General features: G+C 67.6%; 9 protein-coding genes. All 9 read right to left on the reverse strand.

The window, feature by feature from the left end:
- Positions 1-15 precede the first annotated feature (15 nt).
- The 9 genes from HB724_RS05315 to HB724_RS05355 all read right to left on the reverse strand — a co-directional run bounded on the left by HB724_RS05315 (position 16) and on the right by HB724_RS05355 (position 16,124).
- Positions 16-768: an SDR family oxidoreductase gene (locus HB724_RS05315; RefSeq protein WP_213979867.1), complete on the reverse strand. Its 753-nt coding sequence runs from the start codon at positions 766-768 to the stop codon at positions 16-18.
- Positions 765-1,955, reverse strand: a complete 1,191-nt coding sequence (locus HB724_RS05320) for an aldose 1-epimerase family protein (RefSeq protein WP_256731336.1) — start codon at positions 1,953-1,955, stop codon at positions 765-767. Before HB724_RS05320 ends, HB724_RS05315 begins: the two co-directional genes overlap by 4 nt.
- A gap of 314 nt (positions 1,956-2,269) precedes the next feature.
- On the reverse strand, positions 2,270-3,907 hold the full coding sequence (locus HB724_RS05325) for a glycosyl hydrolase family 28-related protein (RefSeq protein WP_346344670.1): 1,638 nt from the start codon (positions 3,905-3,907) through the stop codon (positions 2,270-2,272).
- Positions 3,904-5,934, reverse strand: coding sequence for a right-handed parallel beta-helix repeat-containing protein (locus HB724_RS05330; protein WP_213979868.1), 2,031 nt, complete (start codon positions 5,932-5,934; stop codon positions 3,904-3,906). The genes HB724_RS05325 and HB724_RS05330 overlap by 4 nt, the downstream gene beginning before the upstream one ends.
- Positions 5,935-6,036: 102 nt before the next feature.
- Positions 6,037-7,212 carry an aldose epimerase family protein gene (locus HB724_RS05335; protein WP_213979869.1) on the reverse strand — a complete coding sequence of 392 codons (1,176 nt, stop codon included), beginning with the start codon at positions 7,210-7,212 and terminating at the stop codon, positions 6,037-6,039.
- Positions 7,212-11,030, reverse strand: a complete 3,819-nt coding sequence (locus tag HB724_RS05340; RefSeq protein WP_213979870.1) for a LamG-like jellyroll fold domain-containing protein — start codon at positions 11,028-11,030, stop codon at positions 7,212-7,214. The genes HB724_RS05335 and HB724_RS05340 overlap by 1 nt, the downstream gene beginning before the upstream one ends.
- Positions 11,031-11,103: 73 nt before the next feature.
- Entirely contained in the window at positions 11,104-14,052 is a 2,949-nt protein-coding gene (locus HB724_RS05345) for a TonB-dependent receptor (protein ID WP_213979871.1), read from the reverse strand.
- 306 nt (positions 14,053-14,358) lie between these two features.
- Complete coding sequence (locus HB724_RS05350; RefSeq protein ID WP_213979872.1) at positions 14,359-15,333, reverse strand: alpha/beta hydrolase; 975 nt, start codon at positions 15,331-15,333, stop codon at positions 14,359-14,361.
- Positions 15,330-16,124 (reverse strand): rhamnogalacturonan acetylesterase, encoded by a 795-nt coding sequence (locus HB724_RS05355; RefSeq protein ID WP_213979873.1) that lies wholly within the window; start codon positions 16,122-16,124, stop codon positions 15,330-15,332. The genes HB724_RS05350 and HB724_RS05355 overlap by 4 nt, the downstream gene beginning before the upstream one ends.
- Positions 16,125-16,220: the final 96 nt, after the last annotated feature.

Consider the following 16,220-nt stretch of genomic DNA (forward strand, 5'->3'; position numbering starts at 1 on the left):
GATTTCCGTCAGTCCTTAGTGCATGACCCAGCCGCCATCGACGTTGAGCGTCTGGCCGGTGATGAAGCCCGCGTCGTCGGATGCGAGGAAAGCGAGCGCCCTGGCGATGTCGTCGGGCGTGCCGCGCCGCTTGACCGCCTGATGATCGAGCACGAACCGGGTATAGCCCTCGGGGTCCGGGTGGATCTTCTCGGCATCGGTGGGAAAGGCGCCGGGGGAGACGGCGTTGACGGTGATGCCGTCGGGCCCGAACTCGCGCGCCCAGGCGCGGGCGAGCCCGACCAGCGCGCCCTTGGACGCGACATAGGGCGAAAGCAGCGCCCAGCCGCCATAGAAGGTCACGCTGGCGATGTTGATGATCCGGCCCCATTGCCGTTCGCGCATGTGCGGCAGCGCCACCTGCACTGCGACGATGCCGGCGTCGACGTTGACCTTCTGCACCGCCTGATGCTCTTCGATCGTATATTCCTCGAAGGGCTTGGAAGGGTAGATGGCGGCGTTGTTGATGACCACGTCGAAGCCGCCGACCTGAGCCGAGACGCGCTCCAGATCGGCGCGGAAGCCGTCGAGATCGGAGAGATTGCTGCGCAGCACGACCAGCCGCTCGCGGGCGTCGGCGGGGGCGGCGGCCTCCAGCGCGGCGATCTTGGCGGGATCATTGTCCACCGCGACCACGCGCGCGCCGGCTTCGAGGAACGCCAGCGTCGTCGGCAGGCCGAGCCCGCCCGCGGCGCCGGTATAGAGGATGGTGCGGCCGGCGATGCTCATGCGCGGGTCTCCCGTCCGGTGATCTTCGGATAGTTGCCGCTCGGCTCGGGGAAGTCGGCGTCCGGCTGGCCCGAGATGGCGCGGATGCGCTGCTCGGCGGCGGCGATGGCGTCCGCGCCGTCCAGCACCGCGAACACCGTGTCGTAAGTCCGCGCCTCGCCATGCTCCAGCCAGGTCAGCTCGTCCCGCTGGCGGGCGAATTGCTTGCCGAGGACATGGTTGGTCGAAGGCTCGATGCCGAGCGCATATTGGCCGGCCTGGAGGTTCTGCCATTCGTAATGGCAGGGGAACTGGTCCTTGCGCGTCTCCACCACCACGCCGAAGCCGATCGCATCGTTGACCAGCGCCACCGGCACGCGGCCCTCGGCATCGGCGGCCATCTCATGCTGCCAGACCTGCTCGTGGAAGCCGTGCTGCGGGCGCGGCATGGTGCGATAGCCGACGCCGCTCTTGGCATAGTCCGGCCCGGCATGCGCAGCCCACACCACGTCCTTCAGCGGCGCGAGATAGCGCGAGCCCTCCGCCAGCACCGGATGGCCGAGATTGATGTGATAGAGGAACATGTGCGGCGTGCGGTAGAAGCCGTGGTTCACCACGCGGTCGTGGAGATGGATTGCGTTGCCGCCCACTTCCGCCTCGATCCGGCGGATCAGGTGCAGATCCTCGCCGAACACGGTCGATTGCTGGACGATGCCTTCGGCCCACAGGATGCAGCGGTCGCCCTCCCAGCGCTCGCCATAGCCGGTCAGCTTCGCCGGGATCGTGCCGACGCGCCCGTGCAGCGAGGAGGAGACGGTCCCGCGCGGGCCGTAGACATATTGGCTGGCGTCATCCTCATCCATGAACAGGATATGGTCGAGCCCGCAGGTGACCATCAGGCCGGAAAAGGAGCGCAGCCAGGAAAGCCCGCCTTCGCCCTCATATTCATGCAGCCCGGGATGGCGGAAGCCGGCGGGCGAGTTCCAGCCGATCGCGCGGCCGTTGTGCTCGCAATCGGCGATGTCCATCGCGCGATCGACCAGCACGGTGAAGCGCAGCCCGGTGCCGGTGCGGAACTCCAGCATCCGCACGCCGCGCTCCACGCCGTCGCCCAGCGTCATCAGCCGGACCCCGGCGAATTGCGACAGCGACCCCGCATGCTCGGCGATTTCGCGCGCCGACATCGTTCGGCCGAACAGCTCGACCATGGTGCGATTCCTCCATTGGCGCGGCGATGGCCGCCAGCGTCATTGCCTAGTTAAATAGATCAGACGGTGCAACAGAGATATCAGTCAGAGACTAGAACGGATCGACATTCAGCTCTACTTTCCCTCTCCCCGTGAGGGGAGAGGGTTGCGCAGACTTGGGTCGCGCACTTGCGCGGCCTTAGTCGGAGCTGGGTGAGGGGTGGGCGGCTGCGCAGCAGCCGCGCGGAGCTGCGCTCCGCTCTACCCCTCTCCAAGCTACGCTATCCTCTCCCCTATCAAGGGGAGAGGAGACGTGGGCTGAATGTCGATCCGGCCTAGTCGAAGCTGCGGATATCTCCCAGCGTCACGCCGCTGCTGCCGCGCGCATCGATCGCCGCTTCGCGCGGGCGCTGCGAGACGATGCCGTCGATGATCGCCCCCTGCACGTCGTCCAGCACGATCGTCGGCCGGGCGTCGGGCGTCTCGGTGCGGAAGATCAGGTCGCGCAGCATCAGCCGGCGCGCGTGGCGCGCGAAGAAGCCATGGGCGGGCAGGGCGCCCATGAAGCTCACCTCGAGGCTGGTCTCGCGCTTGTCGGGCGGAACCCGCGCGGCATCCGCCGCCGTGCCGCCGCCGCGGCTGGTGACTTCGATATTGGTGAAGCTGATATCCTCCACCGGCGCGTCCGCGATGCCCGCGACGCCGCAAGGATAGCGCGGGTCCGCGCCCGAGACGTTGATGTCGCTGAACTTCACGCGGCGGCACTTGCCCACCGTCGTTCCCGCCGGCGCGCGCAGCCGCGCGGCCTGGTGGACGAACAGCGGATGGTTGACCGGATTGCGCATCGTGATGTCGGAGACGATCACGTCCTCCAGCGTGCCGCCGTCGACCACGCCCATCAGGATGCCGCGGCTGTTCTCGCAGGTGCAGTTGGTGATCTGGATGTTGCGGAAGCCGCCATTGCTCTCGGTGCCCAGCTTGATCCGGCCGAGCGGGCCGACGCTGTCGACGCTGGTATAGTCGGATTTCCGATAGGTGCCGTCGAGCAGCGATCCCAGCACATAGCCCATCGTCTTGCAGCCGATGACGGTCACGTCCTCGCAGATCACCTTGCGATCGAGCGCATAGCTGCTCTTGAGGACGATCGCGTCGTCCTTGGGCGCGTTGACGATGCAGTTGCTCACCCGCACGTCGCGGCAGCAATCGATGTCGATGCCGTCGCGATCGGTGTCGATCGTGAGGTTGTCGATCGTCATGTTGGTCACGCCGTGCGCGATCACGCAGAAATGGCCGCCCTGGAGCACGATGAAGTCGCGCAGCACCACATTGTGGCAGTCGCGCAGGCCGATCGACTTGTTGGCGCGGCCCAGCACGGCGCGCTCCTTGGGATCGCGCAGCCGCGCCTCGCGCGGGGTGATGCCCAGATCCCTGGGCGATTTCCAGCCGGGCTTGTTGTGCCAGCGATCGCCCGGGCCGTCGCGATTGAGGCCCAGTCCATGGATCATGCCGCGCCCGACGATCGCGACGTTGCTGACGCCGTCGCCATAGATCAGGCTGTTGTGGACATGGGTGATCCCGAAATCCTGGAACTGCTCCTCCATGTCGTTCTCGGGCTCGTCATAGCTGCCCTTGTGGACCGTCGGGTCCGCCGCCTCGATCACCGCGCCGGCGGAAAGGACGATCGTGACATTGTCCTTCAGCCGGATCGAGAAGCACAGATAGCGGCCTGGCGGGACGACGACGGTGCCGCCGCCCGCCTTGGTGGCGGCCTCGATCGCCTTGTTGATCGCGGCGCTGTCGATCGTCTTGCCGTCGCCCTTCGCGCCATAGCTGCGGACATCGTGGAACGCGCCCAGCGCCCGCGCGGTCTGCGCCAGCGCCGGCTGGGCGAGCAGCGCGGCGCCCAGTCCGATCACCGCGCCGCGGCGGCTGAGCTCGGTTTCGGCCAGCAGGCGGAAAGGGGCGCCGTTCACTTCACCGCTCCCGTCGCCGGATCGTAGCTGGGCGTGCCCGCCTTCGCCTCGATGCCCGATGCCTCCATCACCTTGCGCGCCTCGGCCGGCCAGGCGGTGCCTGCCACCAGATGGTCGTCGAGGATCAGATTGTTCTGATAGGCGTCCCACATGCCGCCGATCTCGGTGGTGTTGTGCCAGTTGCCGGTGGCGGTGTTGTCCGGGCTGATCCGCTGGGGGAAGGAGCCGCGCACCGTGTTGACGTTGAGCCACTTGGCCGCATTGTCGACCACGTTGTTGCGCACGGTCACGAAGCGCGAGCCCTCGTCGAGATAGAGCGCGATCTTCTTCGGGATGTCGTAGACGTAGTTCTCGGCGATCACCGTGCCCGGGCTGGCCGACAGGTTGTAGATCGCGCCGCCGTCCTCGAAATGCCGCTTGGCGCCGTGGATGCGGTTATAGGCGACGATCACGTCGCGGTGCGTCGTCGGCTCGTGATAGACCAGGTTGGGCGCATAGTCGTAATAGCCGCGCTCGCGCGTGCGGTACGAGGGATTGCCTCCAGGGTCGTTCAGCCCCCAGCCCCAGCCGATGTCGATCCCGTCATAGGGCGCGTCGGAGATGTCGTTGTGCAGGATCAGCGCGCGATCGACATAGGTGCTGAGCACCGCGCTGTTGTCCCGATAATCCTGGCTCACCTTCGAGATGCGGTTGTTGCGGATCGTCACCTGGCGGTTGGTCTGGCCTTCGGTCGCCGGATGGTGCGCCTCGCGCCGCACGCCGCCGACCAGGATCGCGCCGGCGGCGAGATCGGTGAAGACGTTGGCCGAAACCTCGATCGCCTGGGCGCCATAGCCGGTGCCGCTGGCATTCGCGTCGGGATTGTTGCCGATGCCGAGCGCGACCTGGCCCAGATGCGCGAAGACATTGTGATCGAAGGTGATGCGCTGCGCGGCCGACACCTGGATCGCGGCGGGGATCTGCGACCATTCGTTACGGCGCATCTCGAAGCCGGGGCAGCCCCAGGCGCAGCTCGCCAGCGCGTCGCTGGGGCGGCTGCGCGACACGCCGGCCAGGAATGCGCCGCTCTGCTGGTTGGCATAGCCTTCGCCGGTCGAAGGCCCCATCCAGCTCGTATAGGAGAAGCGGAAGCCGCTGAAGCTGATGTCGCGGACCGGGCGGTCATAGCTGCCGCCGATCGAGATCAGATAGGGCAGGCGGGGCAGCTCGGCGCGGACCTTGGCCATGTCGGTGCCGGGCAGGGGGCGGTAATAGAGCTTGCCCGCCGCGGGATCGAGATACCATTGGTCCGGCTTGGTCAGGAACGCGAGCGAATTGACCAGATAGAGATGCGCGAATTCCGGGCCATAGGGCTTGTTCAGCGTGTCATAACCCCAGTTGTTGTTGTCCCAGGCCGGCTGCTGCATCACGAGCCGGCGCCCCTCGATCCGCTCGACCGGCGAGAAGCGATCGGTGAAGAAGCCCAGCCCCTCCACTTCGATGCGGCGCTGATCGGGCAGCTTGGCGAGATAGTCATAGGCGGGATCGTCGATGACCAGCGCGGCATCGGCGAAGGTCACCGCGGCGCGGGGAATCTCGATCGCCGCGCGTTTGGCAAGGCGGCCATCCACCCAGAGCTGGCGGGCGTCAACGTCCTTGGGCACCGACGCGACATAGATATTGCGCGCCCGGTCGGCGAGCTGCCAGCCGCCTACGGAGACGCCGCCGGATATCACCGGATGGGCATTGTCCGCCGCCTTCCACGCGACGCTGTGCCCGTTCAGGCCCCCGTCCGCTGGGGTGAACGACAGGGGCGCGTCGAGCCGATAGACGCCGTCCATCACCGTCACGACGACATCGTGGGTCTGATTGGCGGTTCGCAGGGCGGTCTGGGCGCGCTTGAGCGTGCGGAACGGCTTCTCGCGCGTGCCCGGGGCCGCGTCGTCACCCTTGGGCGAGACGAAGAACTCGGTGGCCGCGCGCTCCTGCGCGAGAGCTGTCTCGGCCGAGGTGCCGGCACACAGAAGAATCGCAACGCGCCGCCACATATCCACCCCACTCCTCGCCATCTTCTGATTCTGAAGACTGATATAGCAGTTCGTGATATAGATATGTCAATCATGCTGGCGCGGCTGGATCGCCTGCTCGGGTCAGCGACAGTCCGGGAGATCGGGGCCGCCGGGAGCATCCGATGGCCGTGCGGCGACGAAGGTGAAGCTGGTGGAGCTCGCGAAGACCTCGCCCGGGCGCAACGCCGTCGAGGGGAAATCGGGATGGCGCGGGCTGTCCGCGAAATGCTGGGTCTCCAGGGCGAAGCCGTCGCCCTGGCGCAGCATCCGTCCCGCGCCGCCGCGCAGCGATCCGTCGAATCCGTTGGCGGTATAGAGTTGCAGGCCCGGCTGGTCGGTCCTGACGATCAAGGCGCGGCCGGATGCCGGGTCATAGGCACAGGCGGCCACGGGCAGCCTGGCCCCGGCAGGGGATCGCAGCACGAAATTATGGTCGAAGCCGTGAGCGGCGGCGATCTGCGGGTCGGGGGAGCGCATGCGCGCGCCGATCTCGGCCCAGTCGCGCAGGTCGAAAGGCGTTCCTTCGACCGGTTTCAGCTCGCCGGTCGGCAGCCGATCGGCGTCGAGCGGCGTGAAGCGATCCGCGAAGATGCGGATCCGCTGGCGATCGATGCCCCCGCTCGCGGCGCCGGCGAGGTTGAAGAACAGATGATGCGTCAGATTGACCACGGTCGGCGCATCGGTCGTCGCCCGATAGTCGAGGCGGAGCGTGTTGTCGCGGCCGACGGAGAAGGTCACGCTGGTATCCAGCGTGCCGGGAAAGCCGTTCTCGCCGGCGGGGCTGACCAGGCGGAGCCGCACCGCCGCCCGGCCGGGGAGCGACACGGTGGACGCCTGCCACAGCCGGGCGCCGAAGCCGCCTTCTCCGCCGTGGGAGATGATGCCTTTCGCATTGGCCGCGAGCTTGTGGAAGACGCCGTCCAGGGTCACGCCGCCCCCGGAGAGGCGGTTGGCGTAGCGGCCGATGATCGCGCTGAAATTCGGCCGCTTCTCATGCGCGGCAAGGCTGTCGAGCGACAGGGCGACATTCTCGACCCGGCCCTTGCGATCGGGCATTTCGATCGCGCGGATGATGCCGCCATAATCGAGCAGCCGGACCTTGAGCCCCGCGCCGCCGTCGAGCAGATATTCGTGGACCTCGCGTCCGTCCGCGAGATGGCCGAAGCTGCGCGAGGTCACCGTCTGGCCGGCGGCGGGGGCCGACGCCGCGAGCGCCGCGACCAGCGCCGCCGTCCTCCAGAGTGAGCCTCGTCCCATCAACGCACCTCCAGCACCGCCGCATTGTTCGCCTGCGTCACTTCGGCGGGCGCGCCGTCCAGCGCGACGCGCACCGTCAGCGGCCCCTGGGGCTTGCCCGACAGGCGCACACGAACGTCCTGGGTCTTGGGTAGCAGATCGGCGGGGGCGGCGAGCGCCGGAAAACGCGCCTCGCCGAGCGTGCGTCCTTGCCGGTCCGTGATCGTGAGGCGGCCGGCCGGTGTCGCCACCGCGCCCAGGCCATGCACGCGGACGCGGAGCGATCCACCTTGTAGCGTCAGGTCATCGGCGGAGATGCCGATATCGGCGCGGGTGGCGGGATCGTCGCCAGGCTGGTCGAGCGTGAAATCATAGACGATGGTCTGCCCCGGCGGGAGTTTCAGCTCGACGCCGAGCCCGCGCTCCAGCCGCACCGTCTCCGGCGCGCCCGCGGCATCCGCGCGATTGTCGCCATCGCCGTCGATCCCGCGCGTCATCCGCCACAGGCCCGGAGCGAGCATCGCGCCCGTCATCGTCGCGGTCACCGCCCGGCCGGACAGGTTGTGCGCGATCACCTGGAAATGCTTCGGATCGCCCTTGGGGATCAGGATGCCGACCTTTTCCGCGACATCGGGATCGTCGAAGCGCCAGCTCACCAGATTGCCGGGGTAATAATTGTTGCGCAGATGCGCCACGCCCCCCATCCGCGCGCGCTGGAGCAGCTCGCTGGGCACCGCGACGCGGTCACTCCACAGCTCGGCTTCGGTCAGCACATACATGCGCCGGTTGGTCTGGCGGATATCCTCCTCGTAGAGGCGGGTGAGGATGGCGTTGTCGCCCGTCTCCTGCCAGCGGATGAACTGGGCCAGCCGCTTGCCGCTGACCGAGCCGAGATTGGGGTCGTTGGCGGTGTCGGTGACGGCGTTCGGGTCGGATGCGATGGTGCGCGCCAGCGTGTCGCCGCCCGGGATGCCGGCGAGCACATCGGCATTGACCGAGAAGAGGGTGGGGAGCGAGGCGGAGGTGATCCCCTTGGGCTCCAGCGGCCGCAGAAAGCGCTGGTCGCCCGTCCAGCGCCACGCGGCCCAGAAATTATGCGCCGCGCTGGCGACGCCGGTGCCGCGCGCGGCGTCGGTCGCCCATTCGATCTCCTGCGGATAGGTCCAGTTGCCGGCGGCATCCTGCTTGCCGTGCGCCAGCCAGCCGTCCAGCGCGGAAAGGACCAGCGAGCGCACCTTCGGCGCGCCATTATAGTCGACCAGCAGCAGTCCCGGATGGGTGATGAGGAAGCTGTAGGGATATTGCCAGCCCAGATGGCCGCCGCGATCGATCCGCGACCCGTTGAACCACGCGCTGACGAAATGGGCGTGCCCGGCCTTGTTGACCTCGATCAGCCGGGAATAGTTGCGCGCGACCTCCATCGCCCGCTCGATCTCGCGCGGATCGCCCCAGGAGAGCATCATCGCCTGGGCGAGCGCGTTGATCCCCTCCTCATAGCTGTGGAGCTGATCGGTCTGGATGAAGCTCAGGCCCTTGTCCCACATCCCATTCGCATAGGTCGCGTCGAGCAGGGCGCGCTGGGACTGGCGCAGGCGATCGGGCTCCACGCCCATCAGCGCGAGGCCGACCCATTGGTTCACCAGATCGGTGTCGTCGGAAAGGCCGCCGCCGAACTCGCCGTCCGCGATCTGGCGATGGTCGATCCACCAATCGACGAAGCGGCGATATTGCGAGAGCGCCTGTGTCTGGCGGAACGCCCATTCGGGGACGCCCGCCGGCGCCGCGGACAGCGTGTCCGGGCCGGCCGGCTGCTCGGGATTCTTCTCCACCCACAGCGCCCGGGCGCGTACATTGTCGGGATCGACCCGCAGCACGTCGGACACGTCGCGCTCGAACCGGTCCCAGATCGGATAGAGGCGGGTGCTCGGCTGCTCCTCGATCAGCGAGGCGAGATTGTCGCGCGCCTGCTCCAGCCGGTCGGCGACATGCTCGGGCTTGGCCGCCTCGGCGGGCTTGAAGACCAGCGAGACCGTCATGCCCTTGAGGCTCTCCGCGCCGAAGCGCGGGTCGTCGGCCGCGAGGGTGAGCGAAACGCTGTCGCCCGAGCGCAGAAAGCGGTCGCGGCTGTCGAGCCAGATGCGCTGCGCCTTGCCCGGCTTCACGCGCACGATCACGTCGATCAGGTCGCGATCCGGCCAGAGCGGATCGTGGAGGCGGATGTTGAGTGGTGCCAGCCCGTCGGCGCCCGGGGTCAGGTCGAGTGGAGGCAGGCCGATCTCCACGCCGTCGAGCCCGGCGTTCAGATTCTCCCAGCCATAGCTGAAGCGTCGCGGCGTGCCGCCGGGCGGCTGGTCGCGGAAGGTGGCCGGCACCAGCACATGCACGACCGGCAGCGTGTGATCGCGCTTGGCCACGCTCGCACGGATCACCGGCGCGCCCGCGGGCAACGCGACCACGGTGGCGCGCTCATCGGCGGGAAAGCGAGTGGCGATGCGGCCGGTGAGCGGGGAAAGGCTTGCATAGCCCAGCGGGCTGGCGGCGGGATCGACCTTATAGTCCAGCCGGGCATAGCCGGAGGGCGCGGCGTCGATCGTCGAGATGCGATAGGCGCCGATCTCCTGGATCGGGGTCTCCTGCACGTCGTTGTGGAAGGTGAGCACGCCGCCGCGATGCAGCGCCGGCAGCCGGGTGGAGGTCCGCTCGGCGCCCTGGGGCCGGGTGAACAGGGTTTCGCCCGATGCGCTCAGCCGGCCATGCGCCGCGCCGACGATCTCGATATGGTTCCATTCCTCGTCGGGCAGGGTGAGCGTGTAATCCTGGCCGGCGGTGGCATAGACGTTCCAGTCGGGCAGCAGGAAATAGTCGCTGCGGCCGGGCAGGCGCGAGCGGTTGTAGACGCCGGGCCAGGTCGTCTCGCGGATGCCGTCCGCGCCGCGGAACGCCTTTTCCTTCTGGTCGCGCGCGTCGGCGAACTCGACCTTGCGCACCGCGATGGTCTTGCCCTCGGCCTGGTCGGCCGGTCCGGTCACATGATCCCAACCGTAGCGCAGGCGCCAATTGGCATCGGACAGGCTGCGCGGCTGCGCAGCCGGCACTTCGGGCTGCTTGCCGCCGGCCAGCGCCGCCACCTGGTCATCGTCCAGCATGTGATCGTAGACGTTCAGCTCGTCGATATCGCCCGAGCGGATATAGTTGAGCCCGCTCTCCACCTTTTGCGGGCTGATGACGCGCTGGAACGGGCCGAAGCCGAACAGCGCCTGGTCATAGACGGCGCGCGCCACCTTGCTCGCCACGCGCTTGCCGTCGATCCACAAGGTCACGCCCTGCGCCTCGTCCCAGGCGAAGGCGATGTGGATCCAGCGATCGGCCGCCGGTATGCCTGCCATCTTCCACGAGACGCGGGTGCGGGCGAGATCGGCGTCGGTGACGAAGGCGTCGAAGCCCTGGCCGTTCCAGTCGATCCGCAGGAACGTCATGTCCCAGCTGGTGCTGTCGCCGGCACCGACGCGGAAGATGGTGAAGGGCGATCCGTCCACCGGCGTTCGCGGCCGCACGAAGAAGGAGAGGGTGCCGCGCTGGGCGAAGATGTTGCCGGGCGCCGACCAGGCGAGGGTGAGCTTGTCGTCCATGCTCAGCGCGCTGCCGACGACGCCGTCGGGCACCTTCTGCACGCCCTGCTCGAAGATCGGGACGGCGAGGCCCGCCGCACGATCCGCGGTCGCGCCGGTTTCCCCGCTCACATGGAACAGCAGCCCCGATGATCCGGGCTCTTCGGGCTGTTGGGCGAATGCCGGGCACGCCATGGCCAGCCACAAACCCGCCGACAGCATTTGCCGCATCGCCACGATCCTCTTGCCTCTCGAGAAAAAAAAGGGGCCGGCCGCTTTAGCAAGCGACCGGCCGGAGGGGAGGTCAGAACTTGTAGAGGAAGCCGAAATTGATCTGCCGCCCGGTATGCGTGTAGCTGTTCGGGCTGAGGCGGATGGTATCCTGATACTGGTCGACGAAGGCGTCGGTCAGGTTCAGCCCTTCCACCTTGAGCTTCAGATGCGCGTTGATCGAGTAGGAGGCCGAGGCGTCCACGGTCGTCACTGACTGGGTGCCGTTCATGTTGTTGCCGGTGTTCGTGCCCGGCACGTTCGTCAGATAGCCGCTGCGATAGGCGACCGATCCGCGCAGGCTGAACTTGCCGTCGTCGAAATAGAGCGTGCCGTTGGCCGCGTTCTTCGAAAGGCCGACCAGGTCCGCCGTCACGGTCGAGGTGCCGCCCGCGTTGAGCAGATAGGTGATCTTCGAGGTGACGTGCGTGTAGTTCGCCAGCACGCCGAAGTGATCGAGCACATTGGGCAGGAAGTGCAGCGGCAGCGTCGACTGGAAGTTGACCTCGACGCCGTCGAGCGGGCCGCCCGGCGTGTTCACCGGCTGGCTGACGCGGAAGCTGTCGGTCGGGGCAGTCAGCGAGCCTTCGAGCAGCGATTCGGGCAGGCCGAGCTGGTTGAACGGCACCTGGCGCTGGAGCGACTGGACGTAGGTGCTGATGTCCTTGTGGAAATAGCCGACCGCGAACAGCGACGCGGGCGCAAAATACCATTCGGCCGAAAAGTCCAGCGTGCTCGCCTCGACGGGATCGAGCGTGGGATTGCCGAGCGTCAGGCTGCGATCGCCCGTCAGCAGGATGTTGCCGCCCGGAGTCAGGTTGCCCAGTTCGGGCCGCGCCAGCACCTTCGATGCGCCGAAGCGCAGCAGCAGGTCCGGGCGGAGCTCGGCGGTGAGGTTCAGCGACGGCAGCCAGCGATCATAGCTGTTGCGGGCGGTGACCAGCACCGGCGCACCCGCCAGCACCTGATAGCCGCGCGAACGCTGGATCGTCTCCACCCAGCGCACGCCCGCATTGCCGCGGATCGGCAGGCCCAGGGGCTCCATGTCGAAGTTGAACTGGCCGTAGAATGCCTTGCTCTCCTCGGTCACGCCGCGAACGCTGCCGCGCGCGCTGGCATTGTCCACGCTGCCCAGCACGAACAGGCCGGAGTTCGAATAGATGTCGAACAGATCGACATATTTCTCCACGTCCGGCACGACCCAGCTCGTCGGCGTGTCGCCGCGCAGGTCCATGCCCTGGCCATAGTCGGACACGGTCTTCGACAGGTCCGCCAGCGTCGTGCCGGCGGGCAAAGCGGGCACGGTCAGGTCGCTGGTGTTGCGCATGAAGCGCGTCGAATCGAATTCGAACTTCTTGTATTCGCCGCCGAACTTGAACTTGAAGCCCTGCGCCAGCTCCATCTCGCTGTTGAGCTGCGCGGTCTTGTACTTGTTCGACACGAAGAACTTGCGCGCGCGGATCTCGGAGACGCCGCTGTTGAAGCCATAGGCGTTCGCATCGTTCACGTCATAGCCGTAGGACAGGATCGGCAGGCGCGAATTGCCGCGGAAATCGAAGCTGTAGCCGTCGCTGTTCACGCGATCGTTGGTCACGGTCACGTCGAACGGGTTATCGAAGTGCGAGTTGGAGAGGCCGGCCAGCCCGTCGATATGCCACCAGTCGGCCAGCTCCTGCTTGAAGCTCAGCGTGTACTGCTGGAACTCGGTCTGCGATTTGACCAGCCGGTTCTCCGCGCGCATGTCGACATTGTCGAACGTGCCATAGACCAGATCGCCCTTGTCCGACACCACGGCGTCGAGCACCGAGGTCTGCGGCTTGCCGTTGTTCGAAAGCGCGCGGGAGAAGGAGAAGCCGTCGAGGAACTGCTCCTCGCGGTCCTCGTTGTTCTTCGAATAGAGCACGTCGAACGTCACCAGCGTGCGCTCCGATGGCTTCCACTGGAGCGATCCGGTCAGGCCCAGGCGGCGCTGGGAATAATCGAGGCGGCCATAGCGCGGGAGGCGCGGATTATGGGCGCCCTGGACAGCGTTATAGGCGGCGATATTCGCATCCGTCCCGGCCGGGCGCGCGACGCCGGTCGAGCATTCGGTGGCCGAAGCCCCTCGCGCCCCGTCGACATCCGGGTTCGGATTGATCGCCGCCAGGCCGACCGGCGAGCAGAAGCCGCCATTGGCCCCCACGTCGTCGAAGCCGCCACCGAAGCCATAGCCTTCCTCGTAGCGATGCGATTCCGAATAGGCGCCCGAGACGAGCACGCCCAGCGTGCCGTTGGCGAAGGTGGTGGAGAACAGGCCCACTACGCGCGGATCGATGCGGCCGCGCAGGTCGTTCCACTGGCCCTCGCCCGAAATGGTGGCGGTGGTGTCCTTGAAGTCGAAGGGATGGGCGGTCTGCAGGTCGACGGTCGCGCCGAGCGAGCCTTCGTCGGTCTCCGAATCCTGCGTCTTGTGGACGGTGATCGAGTTGAACAGCTCGGAAGCGAAGACGTTGAAGTCGAAGCCGCGGCCGGTGTTCACGCCGCCCGAAGCATCGGAGGCGCCGCTGGTCGCCTGGGCTTCCATGCCGTTGATGCGGACGCGGGTGAAGCCGGGCCCCAGGCCGCGCACGCTGATGCTGCGGCCCTCGCCGCCGACGCGGGTGATGCTGACGCCCGGCACGCGCTGGAGCGAATCCGCCAGGTTGTTGTCCGGGAACTGGGCGATGTCCTCGGCCTTGATGACATCGACCACGCCCGATGCGTTCCGCTTCGCGCTGATCGCCGAGGCGACGCTCTGGCGGAAGCCGGTGACGACGATCTCGGTCTGCTCGCTCTCGTCCTGGGGAGGCGCGTCGGCCGCGGCCATATTGTCCTGAACGGCAGTGCCGTTCGCCGGATCCGTCGCCTGCGCCATCGCCGAAAGCGGCGCGAAAGCCAGCGACATGCCCATCAGCGCCAGCGCCTTCCGGCTTGCCGAACCAGCGAGTTCCTTACCCAACCGCATCTCTCTCTCCCTATCGAACGTGCCGCTTCAGAAGGCGGCGTCGGTTGACCCTTGGAGGTTGCATATCGAGCGGTGTCTACCGGTGTCAATCTAAATTATGGAATATAAGACCACCATGTGGGACATATCGTGGAATAAGATGCTGTGGGGCGGATATATTGGCCTTCGAGGGCGGTCTGGCGGCTGACACCGGTTGTCCAATGGCATGCACGCGCGACAGTCCGTTCGCCGGGAGGGATGTCCTCCTGGCGGGGGGATATCGGCGACGTGGAATCGGGCACGGACCGGAGCGGAGCCGTCCCGTACTTATGGCATGCCGTGGCGGCGCGCCCAGCCGATGAACAATTCGGGCCAGGGTGAGGGCGTGCCGTCGGGCAGCGCGAGGCCGAAGCCGTGGCCGCCGGTCTCGAACAGGTGCAGCTCGGACGGTATTTTCGCGGCGCGCAGCGCGGTGAGCATTGCGAGGCTGTTCTCGACCGGCACGCTCGCGTCGTTGAGCGCATGGGCGAGGAAGGCCGGCGGGGTGCCGGGGGCGATATGGCTGTCGGCCGAGAAGGCGCGCTCGCGCTCCGGCGTGGGCGATTCGCCCAGCATCTGGGTGCGCGAGCCGCGATGGACGAACGGCCCGTCGAGCAGGACGACCGGATAGAGCAGCCCGGCCACCATGGTCGCCAGCGGCAATGCGTCGATCGCGTCGATGGCGGTGTAGGCCTGCCGGTCCGTCTGCGTGGCGAGGCGCGCGGCGAGATGGCCGCCGGCCGAGAAGCCGATCGTGCCGATCTCCGCCGGATCGAAGCCGTCCATCGCGGCACGGCTGCGCACGAGGCGAAGCGCGCGCTGCGCATCCTGGAGCGGCGCATCGGGGCCTGCCGCCCAGCCGTCGGCGGGCAGGCGATAGACGAGGATATAGCAATGATAGCCGGCGGCGGCGAAGCGGCGAGCGATCTGATAGCCCTCATGCCCGATCGCGACGCGGCTGTATCCGCCGCCCGGGATCAGCAGCAGCGCGCCGCCATTGGGCCTGGCCGGGCGCAGCATGGTGATCGTCGGGCGCCGGACATGGACGAAGGCGGTGTCGTCCTTGGGCGAGGCGGGGGTGCGCAGCGTCTCCTGCTCGATCGCGGTGACGCCGTCGCTGCCGGGCGGGTTGCCGGGCCAGAGCGGCATGCGCACGAAATCCTCGGGCACATGCTGCGGCTCCGCCCGCGCGACCGCGGGGGCGAGTCCGAGCGCCATGCCGGCCGCCATCAGCGCGCGGCGATCGATCGGGGCGCGGCTCATTCGCAGTCCGCCCGGCCGAGCGGGGTGGTGCGCTTCAGGTCCGGCCGGTCGGCGAGCACTTCGGCCGAGACCGGCAGGTGGAGCTGGCCCAGCCCGCCCGCGATCAGATCGGCGACGCCCCGCGCGCCGAGCTCGCTGAAATGCGTGTCGTCGTCGATGCCGTTGGGGAAGGCGGCGACATGATCGGCGGCGGCATAATGGAGATAATAGCGCTTTGCGCCTTCCTCGCCGGCGCGCGCGACCCAGTCTCGCGACAGCGTCTCCAGGTCGATGAGCGGCGTCTTCGTCTCGGCCGCGACCGCGCGGACCACCGCCGAATATTCGGCGAAGCCGGCCTTGACCTGCCCGCCCTCGAAGATCCGCTGCGCGACCGGTGTCAGCAGCACCGGCTGGCCGCCCTTGGCGCGGATCACGGTGATGAAGTGGAGCAGATTGTCGCGATAGCCGGTCCGGGCCTCGACGAAGCGCTCGGGCTTGGCGCGGTTGGCGTCGTTATGGCCGAACTGGATCAGCACCGTATCGCCCGGCTTGATCGCCGCGAGGATCGCATCGAGCCGCCCTTCGGACAGGAAGGTGCGCGTGCTGCGCCCGCCCATGGCATGGTTGCTCACCACGACGCGCGGCGAGAGGCCGCATTTCAGCATCATGCCCCAGCCCGTCTGCGGATAGCGCGCGGGCTCGTAATTGGCGGCGGTCGAATCGCTGGCGATGAAGATCGTGCTCTGCGGCGCGGTCTGGGCGAGGGCGGGAACCGCCGCCGCCAGCGCCAGTGCCGATATGATGCTGCGCATCCCGTCCTCTCCTTGTTTTATCGGATCTTACTGAAGGTTCACGAAGGCGCCGCCGTCGACGAGGAGGGCGGCGCCGGTGACGTATTGTGCGAGGTT

It is taken from the genome of Sphingomonas sp. dw_22, assembly GCF_018449795.1.
Classification (GTDB): Bacteria; Pseudomonadota; Alphaproteobacteria; order Sphingomonadales; family Sphingomonadaceae; genus Sphingomonas.